We start from the raw sequence: 17434 nt of genomic DNA, 5'->3' as shown, positions 1-17434 counted from the left end.
GCCACGGGGCCGTACCGTGCGTCGCGTGGATTCCTCCCCCCGCACCGACGACCTCCGGGCCTGGCTGGACGCCCCCGACGAGCCGGCACCGCTGGTCGTGGAGACCTCGGGGTCGACCGGTCGGCCCAAGCGGGTGCTGCTGCCGCGCCGGTCCGTGCTGGCGTCGGTGCGCGCCACCGAGCGCCGGCTGGGCGGGTCCGGGCCGTGGGTCCAGGCGCTGCCGGAGGCGTACGTCGCGGGGTTGATGGTCCGGCTCCGGTCGCTGGTCGCGGGGCACGAGGCGAGCCCGGTCGACGCCGGCTGGCCCGGCGGCGACGACTGGTACACCTCGCTCGTGCCGACCCAGCTGCTGCGGCTGCTGGACCGCCCCGACCAGGTCGCGGCCCTGCGCCGGGCGCGGACCGTGCTGCTCGGCGGCGGGCCCGTGGACGCCGGCCTGCGCGAGCGCGCCGCGGACGCCGGGGTGCGGGTGGTCGCGACGTACGGGATGGCGGAGACCTGCGGCGGCTGCGTCTACGACGGGCGGCCGCTGGACGGCGTCGCGGTGGCGCTGGGTGCCGAGGGACGGGTACGCCTGGGCGGGCCGACGCTCTTCGCGGGCTACGAGGGCGACCCGGGGCTGACCGACGAGGTGCTCGTCGACGGGTGGTTCCTCACCGCCGACGCCGGACGGCTGGACGAGGACGGCCGGCTGCAGCTGCTCGGACGCCTCGACGACATGGTGGTCAGCGGCGGCGTCAACGTGCCCGGCGCGGTCGTCGCGGCGCGGCTCCGCGCCCACCCGGACGTGCGCGGGGCGGAGGTCGTCGGCGTCGACGACCCGGAGTGGGGCCGGCAGGTGGTGGCCGTGGTCGCCGGCCGGCTGCCGCTGGAGCAGGCGCGCGACTGGGTCGCGGCCGCGCACCCGCGGGCCTGGGCGCCGCGTGCGGTGGTGGAGGTCGACGAGGTGCCGCTGCTGGCCAACGGCAAGACCGACCGGCTGGCCGTGCGCCGGCTGGTCGAGGAGCAGGCCGAGGAGCAGGGGAGCGGGCGATGAGGGTGTTCTCGGTGCCGATGCGGGTCCGCTTCCGCGGCATCACGGTCCGCGAGGGCGTGCTGCTGGAGGGCGCCGCCGGCTGGGGGGAGTGGAGCCCCTTCCTGGAGTACGCCCCCGCCGAGGCCGCCGCCTGGCTGCGCGCGGCGCAGGAGGCCGCCGACGGCGACTGGCCCGCGCCGGTGCGCGACCGGGTCCCGGTCAACGTGACCGTGCCGGCGGTCGGGCCGGAGCAGGCGTACGCGATCGTGCGCGCCGGAGGCTGCCGCACGGCCAAGGTCAAGGTGGCCGAGCCCGGGCAGTCCCTGGCCGACGACGAGGCGCGGGTCGAGGCGGTGCGGGCCGCGCTGGAGGTGGACGGGCCCGGCGGGCAGGTCCGGGTCGACGCCAACGGCGCCTGGTCGGTCGACGACGCGGTGCTCGCGGTCCGGCGTCTCGACCGGGCGGCCGGCGGGCTGGAGTACGTCGAGCAGCCGTGCGCGAGCGTCGAGGACCTCGCCGCGGTCCGGCGCCGCGTCGACGTGCGGGTCGCTGCCGACGAGTCGATCCGCCGCGCGGCCGACCCGTACCGGGTCCGCGACCTGGAGGCCGCCGACGTCGCGGTGCTCAAGGTCCAGCCGCTCGGCGGGGTGCGGGCCTGCCTGCGGATCGCCGAGGACATCGGCCTGCCGGTGGTGGTCTCGTCGGCGCTGGAGTCGTCCGTCGGCATCGCCGCGGGCGTCGCCCTCGCGGCCGCCCTGCCCGAGCTGCCGCACGCCTGCGGCCTGGCCACCGTGCAGCTGCTGGAGCGGGACGTCGTCGTGGACCCGCTGCTGCCGGTGGACGGGGCGCTGCCGGTCGTCCGCCCGGCCGTCGACGTCGCCGCGCTGGAGGCCGCCCGGGCGGACCCCGACCGGGTGCGGCACTGGGAGCAGCGGCTGGCGGACGTGCGCGCCCTCGCGGCCGCCGAGGTCCTCGGGCAGGATCGGGACGCATGAGCCCCTCCACGCGGCTGGCCCGCGACGTCGTCACCGCGCTGGTGACCCACGGCGTCACTGAGGTCGTGCTCGCGCCCGGCTCCCGCAACGCGCCGCTGTCCTTCGCCGTGCACGACGCGGCTGCCGCCGGCCTGCTGCGCCTGCACACCCGGGTCGACGAGCGCTCGGCCGCCTTCACGGCGCTCGGGATGACCCGGGTCGGCGCGAGGGCAGCCGTGGTGTGCACCTCCGGCACCGCCGTGGCCAACCTGCACCCGGCCGTGCTCGAGGCCGCGCACGCCGGCGTGCCGCTGGTGGTGCTGACCGCCGACCGGCCGGCCCGGCTGCGGGGGACCGGCGCCAACCAGACCACCGACCAGGTCGGGGTGTTCGGGAGGCTGGTGCCGACCCACGACCTCGCCGCGGACACCGCCCCCGACGCCGACGCCGTCTGGCCGGCCACGGCGGACCCGTACGCCGTGGTGCACCTCAACGTGCAGCTCGACGACCCGCTGGTGCCCGAGGACCGCTGGGTGCCCGGTCCGGCCGCGGTCGGGCCCGGGCGGACCCGCCGTCCCTGGGGCGAGGTCAGCGACGTCCTGCCGCTCGGCCCCCGCACCGTGGTGGTCGCCGGGGACGACGCCGGACCGCCGGCGCGGACCCTGGCCGAGCAGGCCGGCTGGCCGCTGCTGGCCGAGCCGTCGAGCGGCTCGCGCACCGGCACGCACGCCCTGCGCTGCTACCGGCTGCTGCTCACCACGCCGCTGGCCGCGGAGGTGGAGCGGGTCGTCGTCGCCGGGCACCCGACGCTGTCGCGGCCGGTCCAGCAGCTGCTGGCGCGCGCCGACGTCGAGGTGGTCGACGTCGGGGCCCGCGGCGTCTGGCCGGCGCGCCCGTACGCCGTGGACCGCCGCTGCGACGGCGGCCGGCCCGGGACCGACGGCGCCGACGACCCGGCCTGGCTCGAGCGCTGGCGGGCCGCCGACCGGGACGTCTCGCGCCGCCTGGACGCGCTGCTGGCCGCCGAGCCGGCCCTGACGCCGTGGGAGGTGGCCGGGGCGGTGAGCCGGGCCGTACCGCCCGGCGGGCTCCTGCACGTCGGTGCGTCGAACCCGGTGCGCGACCTGGACCTGATGGTCGCGCCGTACGCCGTGGGCGACCGCCGGATGGTCGTGGCCAACCGCGGCCTGGCCGGCATCGACGGCGTGGTGTCCTCGGCCATCGGGTCCGCGCTGGGCCGGCCCGCGACGACCCGGGCCCTGGCCCTGATGGGCGACGTGACCTTCCTGCACGACAGCAACGGCTTGGTCCTCGGCCCCGACGAGCCGCGCCCGGACCTGCAGCTGGTGGTGGTCAACGACGACGGCGGGTCGATCTTCGCGACGCTGGAGCAGGGCGGCCCGGACCACGCCGCCGTCTTCGAGCGGCTCTTCGGCACGCCCCACGGCGTCGACCTCGCCGCGCTCTGCGCCGCGACGCGCACCCCGCACTGGCGCGTCGACAGCCTGCCCGAGCTGGAGCAGGCGCTGGCCTCGCCCAACGGCGGGATCGAGGTCGTCGAGGCGCGCGTGGGGCGCGCGGACCGGCGGGCGCTGGACGAGCGGGTCCGCGCCCTGGCCACGGAGGGCTGAGGCGGCCCGGGACGTCATACGGCCCGCCCCCGGCCGGGCGTACGCGGTGATGACGTCCGGGGGCGGCGGACCGGCCGGCAGCGCGGTCCGGGAATGCCGGAGCGCCCGGGGGCGATGATGTCTGCGTGGAGATCGCGCTGTTCCTGATCGGCCTGGCGGTCGGCGTCCTGGTGGTGACCGGGGTGGCCGAGCGGATCGGCGTCCCGGCGCCGTTCGTGCTGATCGTGGTCGGCGCGGCGGCGTCGTACCTCCCGGGGCTCCCCGAGGTGCGGCTCGAGCCGGACGTGGTGCTGATCGGGCTGCTGCCGCCGCTGCTCTACGCCGGGGCGATCTCGACGTCGCTGGTCGAGTTCAACGCCAACCGCCGACCGATCCTGCTCCTGTCGGTCGGCCTGGTCGTCTTCACCACCGTCGGGATCGGTGCGCTCGTGCACACCGTCGTCCCCGGCATCGCGTGGCCCGCCGCGCTCGCGATCGGGGCGGTCGTCGCCCCGCCGGACGCGGTCGCCGCGCTGGCCATCGGGCGCCGGGTGGGGCTGCCACGGCGGGTGCTGACGATCCTCGAGGGCGAGTCGCTGCTCAACGACGCCACCGCTCTCGTCGCCCTGCGTACCGCGATCGCGGCCGGCGCCGCGGGCGCGTCGGTCTCGGCGCTCGACGTGGGCCTGGACTTCCTGCTCGCGGCCGGCGGCGGCGTGCTGGTCGGCGGGCTGCTGTTCGTCCTGGTCGCCCGGGTCCGGCGCCACGTCACGGACCCGGCGATGGACACCGCCATCTCGTTCGTGGTGCCGTTCGCGGCCTACGTCGTCGCCGAGGAGCTGCACGCCTCGGGCGTCCTGGCCGTCGTGGTCGCCGGGCTCCTGCTGGGCCACCAGGCGCCGGTGCTCCAGACCGCGCAGTCCCGGATCGCCGAGCGCACCAACTGGCGCTCGGTCGCCTTCGTGCTGGAGAACGTCGTCTTCCTGCTGATCGGCCTGCAGCTGCGCTGGATCCTCGACGACGTCCAGCAGAGCGCGCTGCCGCTGGGCCGGATCGTGGCGGTGTGCCTGCTGACGCTGCTCGCGGTGATCCTGCTCCGGCTGCTGTGGGTGTTCCCGGCGCGCTACCTGCTGGTGCGCCCCGGGGCCGACTCGGCGACGGGCCACAAGCCCGGCTGGGCCTCGACGTTCCTGCTCGGCTGGGCCGGGATGCGTGGCGTGGTCACCCTGGCGGCCGCCTTCGTCATCCCCGAGGACACCGAGCACCGCGAGGTGCTGCTGCTGATCGCCTTCACCGTCGTGGCCGGCACCCTGCTGGTCCAGGGGCTGTCGCTGCCGTGGTTCGTGCGGCACCTCGACGTCCCCGTCGCGGACCCCCTGGAGGACGCGCTGGCCCGGGCCTCCCTGCTGCAGCAGGCCTCGAAGGCCGGGTTCGCGGCGCTGAAGGAGGCCGAGACCGACGTGCTGCGCGACAACCCGCACGGGGTCGTCGACGCGGTCAAGGACCGGATCGAGCGCCGCAACTTCGCGGCCTGGGAGCAGCTCAACACCACCGCCGACGAGGAGAGCCCGAGCGAGCTGTACTCCCGGCTGCGGCTGGCGATGATCGCCGCCGAGCGGCGCCGGGTGCTGGAGGTCCGCTCGTCCGGCACGGTCCCCTCCGGCGTCGTCAGCGAGGTGCTGGCGATGCTGGACGTGGAGGAGTCGATGCTCGACGTCGCCCAGGAGGTCCGCGACGAGGAGCGCGCGGCCGCCTTCGCCGGGACGGGCTCCGGGTCCTGCGCGCACCTCGAGACCTCGCCCGCGGTGACCACCGCCGACGACCTGGTCTGCGACGACTGCCACCCGGACGAGCGCTGGGTGGCGCTGCGGGTCTGCCTGACCTGCGGCCACGTCGGGTGCTGCGACTCCTCCCCCCACCGCCACGCCACCGAGCACTTCCACGACACCGCGCACCCGGTGATGCAGTCGGCGGAGGCCGGCGAGCAGTGGCGCTGGTGCTTCGTCCACCACGTCACCGGCTAGCCGAGGTGACGCTCGCGGACAGCCGAGGTGACGGTTGCGGACAGCCGAGGTGACGCTCGCGGCGTGCGTGGTCACCCTCAAGGTGTCCGTAGCGTCGGCGCTCCGACGCACCCCGCAGGAAGGCACCTCATGGACCTCGGCATCACCGGCCGCACCGCGCTCGTCACCGGCGGAGACTCCGGCATCGGGTGGGAGACCGCCCGCATCCTGCTCGACGAGGGCTGCACGGTCGTCCTCAGCGACCTGGACCAGGCGAGCCTGGACGAGGCCGCCGCGCAGCTGGACGCCCCCGAGGGTCGTCTGCACGCCGTCGCCGCCGACCTCGCGACCGACGAGGCCGCCCAGCAGCTCGCGAAGGACGTCGCCGCGCTGGTCGGCGACATCGACATCCTCGTGCAGTCGGCCGGCATCACCGGCGCCCAGGGCCTCTTCCACGAGATCGACGACGCCGGGTGGGTCGACACGATCAACGTCGACCTGCACGCGCCCGTACGCCTGACCCGCGCCTTCATCGAGCCGCTGCGCCGCGGCGGGTGGGGCCGGATCGTCTACCTCACCTCCGAGGACGCGGTGCAGCCCTACGACGACGAGCTGCCGTACTGCGCCGCCAAGGCCGGCGTGCTGTCCTTCGCCAAGGGCCTGTCGCGCTCGTACGCCAAGGAGGGCCTGCTGGTGAACTGCGTGTCACCCGCCTTCATCCACACCCCGATGACCGACGCGATGATGGACAAGAAGGCCGAGGCCGAGGGCACCGACCGCGACACCGCGATCGAGAGCTTCCTCGAGAACGACCGGCCCTACATGGAGCTCGGCCGCCGCGGGAGGCCGGCCGAGGTCGCCAACGTGGTCGCGTTCCTCTGCTCCGACCTCGCCAGCTTCGTCAACGGCTCCGACTACCGGGTCGACTCGGGCTCGGTCGCCACGATCAACTGACGTCCGCCGCCGCGAGCGGCGCCTCCAGGTGTCCGGAACCGTCACCTCGAGGCGCCGCGAGCGTCATCTCGGCTGTCCGGGAGCGTCATCTCGGCGTGAGGGCGTCCTCGAGGGTGCGGGGGGCGCGGGAGGTGACGCCCTCGACGTCGCCGGTGACCTCGGCGCAGGAGCCGTCGGCGATCGCGGTGTAGGTCGAGACCCAGGCGTCCAGCTGGTACTCCTCGACGTCGGGGTAGGCCGCGCGACGCGACGCGTACGCCTCCTCGACCGTCTCCTCCGCGTAGGACAGGTCGCGGCCGAGCACCGCCCCGGCGCGCCGGGCCACCTCGGCGAGGGTCAGCGCCTCGGGACCGGTCAGCACGTAGGCCGCCCCGGCGTGCTGGTCGGGGGAGCGCAGGACCTCGGAGGCGACGTCGGCGACGTCGGCGCGGGCCACGGCCGCCACCCGGCCCTCGCCGGCCGGGCCGCGGACCACGCCTGCGTCGTCGGCGAAGAGCGGCAGCACGTCGAGGTAGAAGTTGTCGCGCAGGAACGTGTACGCCATCCCGCTCTCCCGGATGGCCTCCTCCGCGTCGGCGTGGTCGCGCCCCAGGGTGAAGGTCGCCTCCGGCGAGGCGCCCGCGAACGAGGTGTAGACGACGTGCCGCACCCCGGCCTCGGCCGCGGCGGCGATGAAGGTGCGGTGCTGCGCGCGACGGTCCGGTGCCTCGGCGGCCGAGACCATCAGCAGCGTCTCCACGCCGCGCAGCGCGGCCACGGAGGCCTCGCGGTCGTCGTAGGTGCAGACGCGGACGTCGGTGTCGACGTCGGGCGCCCTCGCCGCGTCGCGCACCAGCAGCCGCAGGTCGAGGCGGAAGTCGCTGCCGGCCAGCTGCTGGGTGACCAGCCCGCCGACGGCGCCGCTGGCGCCGGTGATCGCGATGGTCCGGGTCGAGGAGGCGTTCATGGGGTGCCAACCCCGACTCCCGCGGGGTTGTTCCGTCCTACGGTGGGCGCATGCGGATCACCAAGCTCGGTCACGCCTGCGTACGCCTCGAGCAGGACGGCGTCGCGCTGGTCCTCGATCCCGGGGTGTTCACCGACCTCGGCGCCGTCGACGGTGCGACCGGCGTCCTGGTCACCCACCAGCACCCCGACCACCTCGACGTCGCGAACCTCCGCGCCACCGACGCCCCGATCTGGACCATCCCGGCCGTGGCCGAGCAGCTGCGCGCCGACGCGCCCGACGTCGCCGAGCGGGTGACGGTCGTCGGTCCCGGCGAGTCGTTCGACGCCGGTCTGCCGGTCCGCGCGGTCGGCGCCCTGCACGCGCTGATCCACCCGGACCTCGACCGGCTGACCAACTGCGGCTACGTCGTCACCGGCGACCTCACCGTCTTCCACCCCGGTGACGCCCTCACGCGGCCGGGCGGCGACGTCGACGTCCTGTGCGTGCCGAGCTCGGCGCCCTGGCTGTGCTCGGCCGACGCGATCGACCTCGCCCGGGCCGTCGGCGCGCCCCGGAGCCTCGCGATCCACGACCGGGTCTACTCCGAGGCCGGCCACGGCTTCCTCGCCGCCCAGATGGAGGCGCTGCTGCCCGAGGGCCAGGAGTACGTCCGCCTCGCCGACGGCGCCGACCTCTGAGTCCGGGCCGACCTCTGAGCCCGGGCCGGGCCTAGCTGCCGAGCGCGTCCCGCACGGGGACGAGCTTGGCCTGGGACTCGGCCAGCTCGTCCTCCGGGTCGGAGGACGCGACGACCCCGCACCCGGCGTAGAGCCGGACGGTGGGCCCGTCGACCGTGGCGGCCCTCAGCGCGAGCCCCCACTCGCCGTCGCCGGCGGCGTCGATCCAGCCGACCGGTCCGGCGTAGCGGCCCCGGTCCAGGCCCTCGACCTCGTCGATGAGGGCGGTGGCGACCCCGGTGGGCGTGCCGCCGACGGCCGCGGAGGGGTGCAGCGACTCGGCCAGGCGCAGCGACGACACGGTGGCGGCGTCGTGCACGACGCCGTTCACGTCGGTGGCCAGGTGCATGACGTTGGGCAGGTGGAGCACGAACGGGGCGTCCGGCACGCTCATCGAGGAGCAGTGCGGCTCGAGGGCGTCGGCGACCGAGCGGACGGCGTACTCGTGCTCTTCCAGGTCCTTGCTGGAGCGGGCCAGCGTGGCCGCGAGCGCCAGGTCGCGGTCGTCGTCACCGGTGCGCCGGATGGTGCCGGCCAGCACCCGGGAGGTCACCAGGCCGCGCTCGCGGCGCACGAGCATCTCCGGGGTCGCGCCGAAGAGCCCGTCCACGTGGAAGGTCCAGCACATCGGGTACGCCGCCGCGAGCCGCCGCAGCGGCCAGCGCACGTCGACGGGCTCCTCCGCGGTGGCCACCAGGTCGCGGGCCAGGACCACCTTCTCGAGGTCGCCGGCCGCGATCCGGCCGACCGCCTCGGCGACGACCGACATCCACTCGTCGCCGTTGAGGGCGCCGTCGGCGAAGACCACGCCGAGCGGCGGGCGGGGCGTGTCGGTCGGCTGCGGGACGGCGGGCCGGTCCTCGTCGGGGGTGCCCACCGTGGTGAGCCAGGCTCGGTCGCCGCGACGGCCCACGACCACGCGTGGGACGACGAGCACGGAGTCGCCCGGCTCGTCGGCGAAGCCGAAGCTGCCGAAGGCGACCATGCCGGAGCCCGGCTCCTCGACGTCGTCGTGCACCGCGGTGCGGGCGAGCAGCTCGCTCCACCACTTGTCGGCGTCGGCGAAGCGGGTCGCCCCGCTGGTGCGGGTGGCGGCGGCTCGGCCCCAGCCGACCAGGCCGTCGCCGCGACGCAGCCACGCCACGGCCTGCTCGCGCGGCAGGAGGTCGACCAGCACGTCGACGTCGCGCGGCTCGAGGGCCACGGTGCGGGCGACCCAGGGACCCTGGGGCTCGACCGCCTGGCTGCTGCTCACGGGACCGAGCGTACCCAGCGGACCCCCCTACCCCCGGGCTGTGTGAGCAACCGCACCGGACGCCGGGCACCGCCGCGCACGAGCGGTCGGTAGCGTCGGACGACGTGCCTCCCGCCCCCACCGCCGCCCGCTCCCGCCTCCTCGGCATCGCCCTCGGCGTGCTCGGCCTCGCCGCCCTCGTCGTGCTCGCCGTCGTGCTGCCGCGGCTCGACGGTGCCGAGGCCTCGCCCGTCCCGGCCGAGGCGATGTCCTCCGAGGACGCCGTGGAGGTCAGCCTGCCCGCGTCGGTGCCGGGCTTCGCGCTGGTCGAGGCCGGCGACGACGCCGCCGCCGAGCAGCTGACCGAGCGGCTGGACAGTGCCGAGCAGCTGCTCGAGCAGACCTACGAGGTGCCGGTGACGGTCGGGCTCTACAACGGCTCCGGCGGCGAGCAGGACCAGCGCACCGCCGTGGTCACCGCGGCCTCGGCCCCGGCCGGGCTGTTCCTGCCCAGCGGCCCCGCGCCGGCGCCCGACCTGGTCGGCCTGGCCCGCAACCAGGCCGAGCTCGTCCGCGTGGGCGACACGATCTGCAACGTGGTCTACGGAGCCCCGGTCGCCCAGGGCGAGCAGGTCGACGACAGCGTCCCCCCGTCCGGCGTGCAGTGCCAGCAGACCGCCGACGACGGGGTGACCTTCCAGGTCGACGGCACGGCGATGTCGGCCTCCGAGGCCTCCGGGCTGCTCGACGCGCTCACGGCGGCTCAGGACCAGTAGACGACCACCGCGTCGCCGACCTGCACCTCGTCGAAGAGCGCGGCGATGCCGTCGAGGTCGCGGATGTTGACGCAGCCGTGGGACGCGCCGCCGTACCCGACGGAGGCGAAGTCCGGCGAGTAGTGGACGGCCTGGCCGCCGGAGAAGAACATCGCGAACGGCATCGAGGTGTCGTACAGGCTCGAGACGTGGTCGCGGCTCATCGAGAACACCGAGAACTGGCCCTCGCGGGTCGCGGTGGCCGAGCCGCCGAAGCGGGCGTCCATCGTGCGCAGGACGTCGCCGTCGACCACCCACCGCAGGGTGCTGGTGGTCTTGTCGACGCACATCACGCGCCCGGTCAGGCAGCGCGGGTCGAGCGCGCCCGGCGCGTTCGAGGCCGTGTCGTCGACCGCGCCGGTCAGCTCGGCCTCGGTGGGCTCGGTCGTCATCGCCAGCAGCCGGTCGGTGGTGCGCTGGTCGACCGCGCCGGTGACCGGGATCTCGCGCTTGGCCTGGAACCCGCTGACCGCGGCGGTGGTCGTGTCGCCGTAGACGCCGTCGGGGGCGCCGCTGAGCCAGGCGATCTGGCGCAGCCGCGCCTGGAGGTCGCGCACGTCGTCGCCCTCCTCGCCCGGACCGAGCAGGGTCGGGCCCGGCACGAGCAGCACCTCGAACGCGACGCCGGGGACCACCCGGCCGTGCGGGGTCGGCCCGGCCACCACCGGCCGCACCTGCGACGGGGCACCGGTCGCGGTCGGTGGCGCGCCGGGCGCCGGCACGCCCCCGGCGGCCACGTCACCGGCGACCGGGTCGAGGTCCGGGTCGAGGTCCGGGGCGAGCACCTGGCTGCCGGCGTACCCGACGGCCACGAGCAGGGCGGCGCCGCCGAGGGTCAGCACGACACGGGCGAGGAGGCGGCGCAGGGCGTGGAGGTGGCGCACGGTGGTCTCCCGGGTGAACGAGCGCGAGGGGAAGGGACGGACCCCGGGCGGGGACGTCGTCCATGGTCACCGTTGAGACGCCCCCGGGCCCGCTTTGGTTGCCCGAGGCCGGGGCGTGTCGCCGGAGGGTGAGCCGTAGGCTCGGTCCCGTGGCCCGCGCCGAGCTCGACAAAGCCCCCGACGACGTCCGTCGCATGTTCGACGCCGTCGCCCGCCGCTACGACGTCACCAACGACGTCCTGTCGCTGGGCCAGGACCGCCGCTGGCGGCACGAGGTGATCGACGCCGTCGCACCGCGTCCGGGGGAGAAGGTCCTCGACCTCGCGGCCGGCACCGGCACCTCCAGCCAGCCCTTCGCCGACCGCGGCGCCTGGGTCGTGCCGTGCGACTTCTCGCTCGGCATGCTGGGCGTCGGCAAGGCCGCGCGGCCCGCGCTGCCGTTCACCGCCGGCGACGGCACGCGGCTCCCGTTCGCCGACGACACCTTCGACGCGGTCACGATCTCCTTCGGCCTGCGCAACATCGTGGACCCGGTGGCCGGCCTGCACGAGATGCGTCGGGTGACCCGACCCGGCGGTCGCCTGGTCGTCTGCGAGTTCAGCCACCCGACCTGGTCGGCGTTCCGCCGGGTCTACCTCGAGTACCTGATGAAGGCGCTCCCGACGATCGCGCGCGGCGTGTCCTCCTCGCCCGACGCCTACGTCTACCTCGCCGAGTCGATCCGCGCCTGGCCCGACCAGGCCGGCCTCGCCGCGCAGATCGCCGGGGCCGGCTGGGGCTCCCCCGAGTGGCGCAACCTCTCGGGCGGCATCGTCGCGCTGCACCGCGCCACCGCCTGACCTGCCCCGACGCCCACCGAGGCAATTCCGCAACGTCGACCTGACCTAAATGACCAGGTCAGGCGCCTAGCAGGCCCGGCGTGACCCGGACCACCCCCGACGTGACGGGGTCGGCCCCGAGTGGCAGACTGTGTCCCGCGCCACTCGTGAACGGCTTCACAAGGTCACGAGGCGCGCGGAGAACTCGGAGGGAACCTGCATGGAGCTCTACACCCCGGTCCTGTGGCTGGCGGGCCTCGCGGCCGGCTTCGCCGTCTTCTCGGTGGCCATCAGCACGCTGACCGGGCCCGCGCGCTACAACCGGGCCCGCCTGGACTCCTACGAGTGCGGCATCGACCCCACGCCCCAGCCCGTGGGGGCGGCCGGTTCCCGGTGAAGTACTACACGGTCGCGATGACCTTCATCATCTTCGACGTCGAGATCATGTTCCTGGTCCCGTGGGCGGTCTACTTCGACCAGCTCCAGTGGTTCGGCTTCTTCGCCGTCGTGCTCTTCCTGTTCAACATCACCATCGCCTACGCCTACGAGTGGCGTCGCGGTGGTCTCGACTGGGACTGACCAGCCACGCCGGGCGGCACCGCCTCCCGGTCCCCCGTACCGGACAGTCCTTCCCACCGGACAGTGACGAAAGGTTCCAGCCATGGGCCTCGAAGAGAAGCTCCCCAGCGGCGTCCTCCTCACGACCGTCGAGGGGGTGGCCGGCTACATGCGCAAGGCGTCGTTCTGGCCCGCGACCTTCGGCCTGGCCTGCTGCGCGATCGAGATGATGACCAGCGGCGGCCCGAAGTACGACATGGCCCGCTTCGGCATGGAGGTCTTCCGCGCCAGCCCGCGCCAGGCCGACCTAATGATCGTGGCCGGGCGCGTCAGCCAGAAGATGGCCCCGGTCCTGCGCCAGATCTACGACCAGATGGCCAACCCCAAGTACGTCCTCGCGATGGGCGTCTGCGCCTCCAGCGGCGGGATGTTCAACAACTACGCGATCGTCCAGGGCGTCGACCACGTCGTGCCCGTCGACATGTACCTCCCCGGCTGCCCGCCGCGCCCGGAGATGCTGATCGACGCGATCCTCAAGCTGCACGACCGGGTCCAGGCCGAGAAGCTCGGCCCGAACCGTCGCGCCGAGGTCACCGCGCTCGAGAACGCGGCCCTGGCCGCCGCCCCGACCTCCGACATGACGGGCCTGCTGCGGTGACGCCCCCCGACGGCGAGCGCCCCACCGGCCCCGACGCCGCGGGCCAGCCCGCGGTGGAGCAGTCCCCCGAGAACCTGCCGGCACCGCCGGGCCAGGTCTCCTCGCGCGGCGTGCGCACCGGCATGTTCGGCGCCAAGGGCACCGGTGACACCAGCGGGTACGGCGGCCTGGTCGCCCCCGTGGTGTTCCCGCCCCCGACCGGCCGCCCGTTCGGCGGCTGGTTCGACGAGGTCGCCGACGCCCTGCTCGAGCACCTGGCGGGCCTCGGCGGCGGCCACGAGCACGCCCTCGGCGCGGTCGTCGTCGACCGCGGCGAGATCACCTTCCACGTGCGCCGCGAGGACCTGCTCGAGGTCGCCCGGGCGCTGCGCGACGACCCGCGGCTGCGCTTCGAGCTGTGCTCCTCGGTCAGCGGGGTGCACTACCCCGACGACACCGGGCGCGAGCTGCACGCGGTGCACCACCTGCTCTCGATGACCTACAACCGCCGGATCCGGCTCGAGGTCGGCGTGCCCGACAGCGACCCCCGCCTGCCGTCGGTCGTCGCCGTCTACCCGACCGCCGACTGGCACGAGCGGGAGGCGTTCGACATGTTCGGCCTGGTCTTCGAGGGCCACCCGGCGCTCACGCGCATCCTCATGCCCGACGACTGGCCGGGCCACCCCCAGCGCAAGGACTACCCGCTGGGCGGCATCCCCGTCGAGTACAAGGGCGGCACCGTGCCGCCGCCGGACCAGCGGAGGTCCTACACCTGATGACCACCTTCGAACCAGGCCCCGGGCGTGCCGCAGGCACGCAGGAGGACCTCTACGCCGGATCGTCCGAGACCACCGAGGGACGGGTCTTCACCGTCACCGGCCAGGACTGGGACTCCATCACCGAGGGGCTCGCGGAGGGCGACGAGGAACGCGTCGTCGTCAACATGGGCCCCCAGCACCCCTCCACCCACGGGGTGCTGCGCCTGATCCTCGAGCTCGAGGGGGAGACGGTCTCCGAGGCCCGCTGCGGCATCGGCTACCTCCACACCGGCATCGAGAAGAACATGGAGTACCGCACCTGGGTGCAGGGCACCACGTTCTGCACCCGGATGGACTACCTCGCGCCGTTCTTCAACGAGGCGACCTACAGCCTCGGCGTCGAGCGCCTGCTGGGCATCGAGGACGACATCCCCGAGAAGGCCAGCGTCATGCGGGTCCTGATGATGGAGCTGAACCGGATCTCCTCGCACCTGGTGGCCATCGCCACCGGCGGCATGGAGCTCGGCGCGCTGACGGTGATGACCATCGGGTTCCGCGAGCGCGAGCTGGTCCTGGACCTGTTCGAGCTGATCACCGGGCTCCGGATGAACCACGCGTTCATCCGCCCCGGCGGCGTGGCGCAGGACCTCCCGCCGGGCGCGCTGGAGGAGATCGGCTCCTTCGTGGCCCTGATGCGCAAGCGGCTGCCCGAGATCGAGGCGCTCTGCAACGCCAACCCGATCTTCAAGGCCCGCCTGGAGGGCATCGGCACCCTCGACCTCGAGGGCTGCCTGGCGCTCGGCCTGACCGGCCCGCCGCTGCGGGCCACGGGGTACCCCTGGGACCTGCGCAAGACGCAGCCGTACTGCGGCTACGAGACCTACGACTTCGACGTCCAGACCTGGGACACCGCCGACTCGTACGGGCGCTTCCGCGTGCGCGTCAACGAGATGCACGAGTCGCTCAAGATCGTCGAGCAGGCCGCCGAGCGCCTCGCCGGCCTCGAGGGCGCGCCGGTCATGGTCGCCGACAAGAAGATCGCCTGGCCCAGCCAGCTCTCGATCGGCTCCGACGGCATGGGCAACAGCCTCGACCACATCCGCCACATCATGGGCGAGTCCATGGAGGGCCTGATCCACCACTTCAAGCTGGTCACCGAGGGGTTCCGGGTGCCGGCCGGCCAGGCGTACGTGCCGATCGAGTCGCCCCGCGGCGAGCTCGGCGCCCACCTGGTCAGCGACGGCGGCACGCGTCCCTTCCGGGCGCACTTCCGCGACCCGTCCTTCACCAACCTGCAGGCCACCAGCGTGATGGCCGAGGGCGGCATGATCGCCGACGTGATCGTGGCCATCGCCTCCATCGACCCCGTGATGGGAGGTGTCGACCGGTGATCGACGACCAGACCCGCACCGAGCTGCGACAGATCGCGGCCCGCTACCCCGAGGCCCGCTCCGGGCTGCTGCCGATGCTGCACCTCGTGCAGTCCGCCGAGGGCCGCGTCACCGCCGACGGCATCGAGACCTGCGCCGAGATCCTGGGCCTGTCGGCCGCCGAGGTCAGCGGCGTCGCGACGTTCTACACGATGTACAAGCGCAAGCCGGTGGGGGAGTACCACGTCGGCGTCTGCACCAACACGCTCTGCGCGGTGATGGGCGGCGACCTGATCTTCGAGCGGCTCCAGCAGCATCTCGAGGTGGGCAACGACGAGACCACCACCGACGGCAAGATCACCCTCGAGCACCTCGAGTGCAACGCGGCCTGCGACTACGCGCCGGTGATGATGGTGAACTGGGAGTTCATGGACGACCAGACCCCGGCCTCGGCCACCGCGGTCGTCGACGACCTCCGCGCGGGCAAGGAGGTCCGCTCCACCCGCGGCCCGCGCATCTGCACCTGGCGCGAGGCCGAGCGGGTGCTGGCCGGCTTCCCCGACGACCGGGCCGACGAGGGCCCCTCCGCCGGCCACGCCAGCCTGGTCGGCCTCGGCATCGCCCGGGAGCGCGGCTGGACCGCGCCGGACAGCGACGCCCGGGTCACGCAGGGGGCGGACACCGGCGTGCCGGAGGAGCCCGAGAAGTCCGTCGCGGGGCCGAGGAGTCCGACGACTCCATGGCGACCGCGGCCGCGGTCGAGGCCGACAGCCCGACCGACACCACCGCAGCCGAGAAGGGCGACGCGACGTGAGCCAGATCAGCACCCTGACCCCGGTCCTGACCGACGACTGGGACGCCGAGCGCAGCTGGACCCTCGAGACCTACGAGTCCCGCGGCGGCTACCGCGCGCTCGACGTCGCCCTGGGCATGGAGCCCTCCGCCGTGGTCGAGGCCGTCAAGACCTCCGGCCTGCGCGGACGCGGCGGCGCCGGGTTCCCCACCGGGATGAAGTGGAGCTTCATCCCGCAGGACAACCCCAAGCCGAAGTACCTGGTGGTCAACGCCGACGAGTCCGAGCCGGGCACCTGCAAGGACACCCCGCTGATGATGGCCAGCCCCCACCTGCTGGTGGAGGGCGTGATCATCTCCAGCTACGCCATCCGCGCCCACCACGCCTTCATCTACATCCGCGGCGAGATCCTCCACGTCGTGCGGCGGGTGCAGAAGGCCGTGCAGGAGGCCTACCTCGCCGGCCACCTCGGCAAGAACATCCACGGGTCCGGCTACGACCTCGACGTCGTGGTCCACACCGGCGCCGGCGCCTACATCTGCGGCGAGGAGACGGCGCTGCTCGAGGGCCTCGAGGGCCGTCGCGGCCAGCCCCGCCTGCGTCCGCCGTTCCCGGCCGTCGCCGGGCTGTACGCCAGCCCCACCGTGATCAACAACGTCGAGTCGATCGCCTCGGTGCCCAGCATCGTGGGCCGCGGCGCCGACTGGTTCGCCTCGATGGGCACCGAGAAGTCCCAGGGCTTCGGGATCTTCTCCCTCTCCGGCCACGTCCGTCGCCCCGGTCAGTACGAGGCCCCGCTGGGGATCACCCTGCGCCAGCTGATCGACCTCGCCGGGGGGATCCGCGAGGGCCACGAGCTGAAGTTCTGGACCCCCGGCGGCTCCAGCACCCCGATCCTGACCGCCGAGCACCTCGACGTCCCGCTGGACTTCGAGGGCGTCGCCGGCGCCGGGTCGATGCTCGGCACGCGCGCCCTGCAGATCTTCGACGAGACCACCTGCGTGGTGCGGGCCGTGCTGCGCTGGACCGAGTTCTACAAGCACGAGTCCTGCGGCAAGTGCACCCCGTGCCGCGAGGGCACCTGGTGGCTCGTGCAGACCCTGGCCCGGCTCGAGGCCGGCCAGGGCAGCCCCGAGGACCTCGACCTGCTCCTCGACCAGTGCGACAACATCCTGGGCCGCTCGTTCTGCGCGCTCGGGGACGGGGCGACCAGCCCCATCTCGAGCTCGATCCAGCACTTCCGCGACGAGTACCTCGCCCACCTCGAGCACGGCGGCTGCCCGTTCGACCCGGCCGCCTCCACCCTGTTCGCCGACGCCGCGGTGCCGGCCACCACCGGAGCCTGA

General features: G+C 74.4%; 17 protein-coding genes and 1 pseudogene. 15 read left to right on the top strand and 3 right to left on the bottom strand.

Features of this window, described 5'->3' with window-relative positions; genetic code table 11:
• Window positions 1–25: 25 nt before the first annotated feature.
• The 5 genes from ENKNEFLB_RS20530 to ENKNEFLB_RS20510 all read left to right on the top strand — a co-directional run bounded on the left by ENKNEFLB_RS20530 (window position 26) and on the right by ENKNEFLB_RS20510 (window position 6556).
• Window positions 26–1036 (top strand): AMP-binding protein, encoded by a 1011-nt coding sequence (locus ENKNEFLB_RS20530; protein ID WP_214057047.1) that lies wholly within the window; start codon window positions 26–28, stop codon window positions 1034–1036.
• Window positions 1033–2010: an o-succinylbenzoate synthase gene (locus ENKNEFLB_RS20525; protein WP_214057046.1), complete on the top strand. Its 978-nt coding sequence runs from the start codon at window positions 1033–1035 to the stop codon at window positions 2008–2010. Before ENKNEFLB_RS20530 ends, ENKNEFLB_RS20525 begins: the two co-directional genes overlap by 4 nt.
• Complete coding sequence (gene menD, locus ENKNEFLB_RS20520; protein ID WP_214057045.1) at window positions 2007–3620, top strand: 2-succinyl-5-enolpyruvyl-6-hydroxy-3-cyclohexene-1-carboxylic-acid synthase; 1614 nt, start codon at window positions 2007–2009, stop codon at window positions 3618–3620. Before ENKNEFLB_RS20525 ends, menD begins: the two co-directional genes overlap by 4 nt.
• Before the next feature lie 125 nt (window positions 3621–3745).
• Complete coding sequence (locus ENKNEFLB_RS20515) at window positions 3746–5623, top strand: Na+/H+ antiporter (RefSeq protein WP_214057044.1); 1878 nt, start codon at window positions 3746–3748, stop codon at window positions 5621–5623.
• Between the two features lie 129 nt (window positions 5624–5752).
• Complete coding sequence (locus tag ENKNEFLB_RS20510) at window positions 5753–6556, top strand: SDR family NAD(P)-dependent oxidoreductase (protein ID WP_214057043.1); 804 nt, start codon at window positions 5753–5755, stop codon at window positions 6554–6556.
• A gap of 85 nt (window positions 6557–6641) precedes the next feature.
• On the opposite strand, the gene ENKNEFLB_RS20505 is transcribed toward ENKNEFLB_RS20510, so the two are convergent.
• A complete protein-coding gene (locus ENKNEFLB_RS20505; protein ID WP_214057042.1) occupies window positions 6642–7502 on the bottom strand; it encodes an NAD(P)H-binding protein in 861 nt (286 codons plus the stop codon).
• A 50-nt stretch (window positions 7503–7552) separates the two neighbouring features.
• Here ENKNEFLB_RS20505 and ENKNEFLB_RS20500 point away from each other — a divergent pair, with 50 nt between their 5' ends.
• Entirely contained in the window at window positions 7553–8182 is a 630-nt protein-coding gene (locus ENKNEFLB_RS20500) for an MBL fold metallo-hydrolase (protein WP_214057041.1), read from the top strand.
• A gap of 31 nt (window positions 8183–8213) precedes the next feature.
• On the opposite strand, the gene ENKNEFLB_RS20495 is transcribed toward ENKNEFLB_RS20500, so the two are convergent.
• Window positions 8214–9476: an isochorismate synthase gene (locus tag ENKNEFLB_RS20495; RefSeq protein ID WP_214057040.1), complete on the bottom strand. Its 1263-nt coding sequence runs from the start codon at window positions 9474–9476 to the stop codon at window positions 8214–8216.
• Window positions 9477–9580: 104 nt separating this feature from the next.
• Between ENKNEFLB_RS20495 and ENKNEFLB_RS20490 the strand changes: the two genes are divergently transcribed.
• Window positions 9581–10231 carry a hypothetical protein gene (locus ENKNEFLB_RS20490; protein WP_214057039.1) on the top strand — a complete coding sequence of 217 codons (651 nt, stop codon included), beginning with the start codon at window positions 9581–9583 and terminating at the stop codon, window positions 10229–10231.
• Here ENKNEFLB_RS20490 and ENKNEFLB_RS20485 read toward each other — a convergent pair.
• Complete coding sequence (locus ENKNEFLB_RS20485) at window positions 10219–11154, bottom strand: L,D-transpeptidase family protein (RefSeq protein WP_246535698.1); 936 nt, start codon at window positions 11152–11154, stop codon at window positions 10219–10221. The two genes, ENKNEFLB_RS20490 and ENKNEFLB_RS20485, sit on opposite strands and share 13 nt — an antisense overlap.
• A gap of 149 nt (window positions 11155–11303) precedes the next feature.
• On the opposite strand from ENKNEFLB_RS20485, the gene ENKNEFLB_RS20480 reads away from it, so the two are divergent.
• The 8 genes and pseudogenes from ENKNEFLB_RS20480 to nuoF all read left to right on the top strand — a co-directional run bounded on the left by ENKNEFLB_RS20480 (window position 11304) and on the right by nuoF (window position 17434).
• Window positions 11304–11993 carry a demethylmenaquinone methyltransferase gene (locus ENKNEFLB_RS20480; protein WP_214057038.1) on the top strand — a complete coding sequence of 230 codons (690 nt, stop codon included), beginning with the start codon at window positions 11304–11306 and terminating at the stop codon, window positions 11991–11993.
• Between the two features lie 199 nt (window positions 11994–12192).
• Window positions 12193–12369: an NADH dehydrogenase subunit 3 gene (locus tag ENKNEFLB_RS23295; RefSeq protein ID WP_476703690.1), complete on the top strand. Its 177-nt coding sequence runs from the start codon at window positions 12193–12195 to the stop codon at window positions 12367–12369.
• The gene (gene ndhC / locus ENKNEFLB_RS23290; protein ID WP_476703689.1) at window positions 12366–12551 is read left to right on the top strand and encodes an NADH-quinone oxidoreductase subunit A; all 186 of its coding nucleotides are present in this window, start codon (window positions 12366–12368) and stop codon (window positions 12549–12551) included. The genes ENKNEFLB_RS23295 and ndhC overlap by 4 nt, the downstream gene beginning before the upstream one ends.
• A gap of 82 nt (window positions 12552–12633) precedes the next feature.
• The gene (locus tag ENKNEFLB_RS20470) at window positions 12634–13188 is read left to right on the top strand and encodes a NuoB/complex I 20 kDa subunit family protein (RefSeq protein ID WP_160009813.1); all 555 of its coding nucleotides are present in this window, start codon (window positions 12634–12636) and stop codon (window positions 13186–13188) included.
• Window positions 13185–13943, top strand: coding sequence for an NADH-quinone oxidoreductase subunit C (locus tag ENKNEFLB_RS20465; RefSeq protein WP_214057037.1), 759 nt, complete (start codon window positions 13185–13187; stop codon window positions 13941–13943). Before ENKNEFLB_RS20470 ends, ENKNEFLB_RS20465 begins: the two co-directional genes overlap by 4 nt.
• Entirely contained in the window at window positions 13943–15316 is a 1374-nt protein-coding gene (locus ENKNEFLB_RS20460) for an NADH-quinone oxidoreductase subunit D (RefSeq protein WP_214057036.1), read from the top strand. The genes ENKNEFLB_RS20465 and ENKNEFLB_RS20460 overlap by 1 nt, the downstream gene beginning before the upstream one ends.
• Window positions 15313–15954 (top strand): annotated as a pseudogene (gene nuoE, locus ENKNEFLB_RS20455) (NADH-quinone oxidoreductase subunit NuoE); the annotation flags it as partial. The gene ENKNEFLB_RS20460 and the pseudogene nuoE, both read left to right, overlap by 4 nt.
• A 160-nt stretch (window positions 15955–16114) precedes the next feature.
• Complete coding sequence (gene nuoF, locus ENKNEFLB_RS20450; RefSeq protein WP_214059631.1) at window positions 16115–17434, top strand: NADH-quinone oxidoreductase subunit NuoF; 1320 nt, start codon at window positions 16115–16117, stop codon at window positions 17432–17434.

Origin of the sequence: Nocardioides aquaticus (assembly GCF_018459925.1) — a bacterium.
GTDB lineage: Bacteria > Actinomycetota > Actinomycetes > Propionibacteriales > Nocardioidaceae > Nocardioides > Nocardioides aquaticus.
Note: the sequence above shows the minus strand (reverse complement) of the source record. Positions and strands in the feature narration are given on the sequence as shown.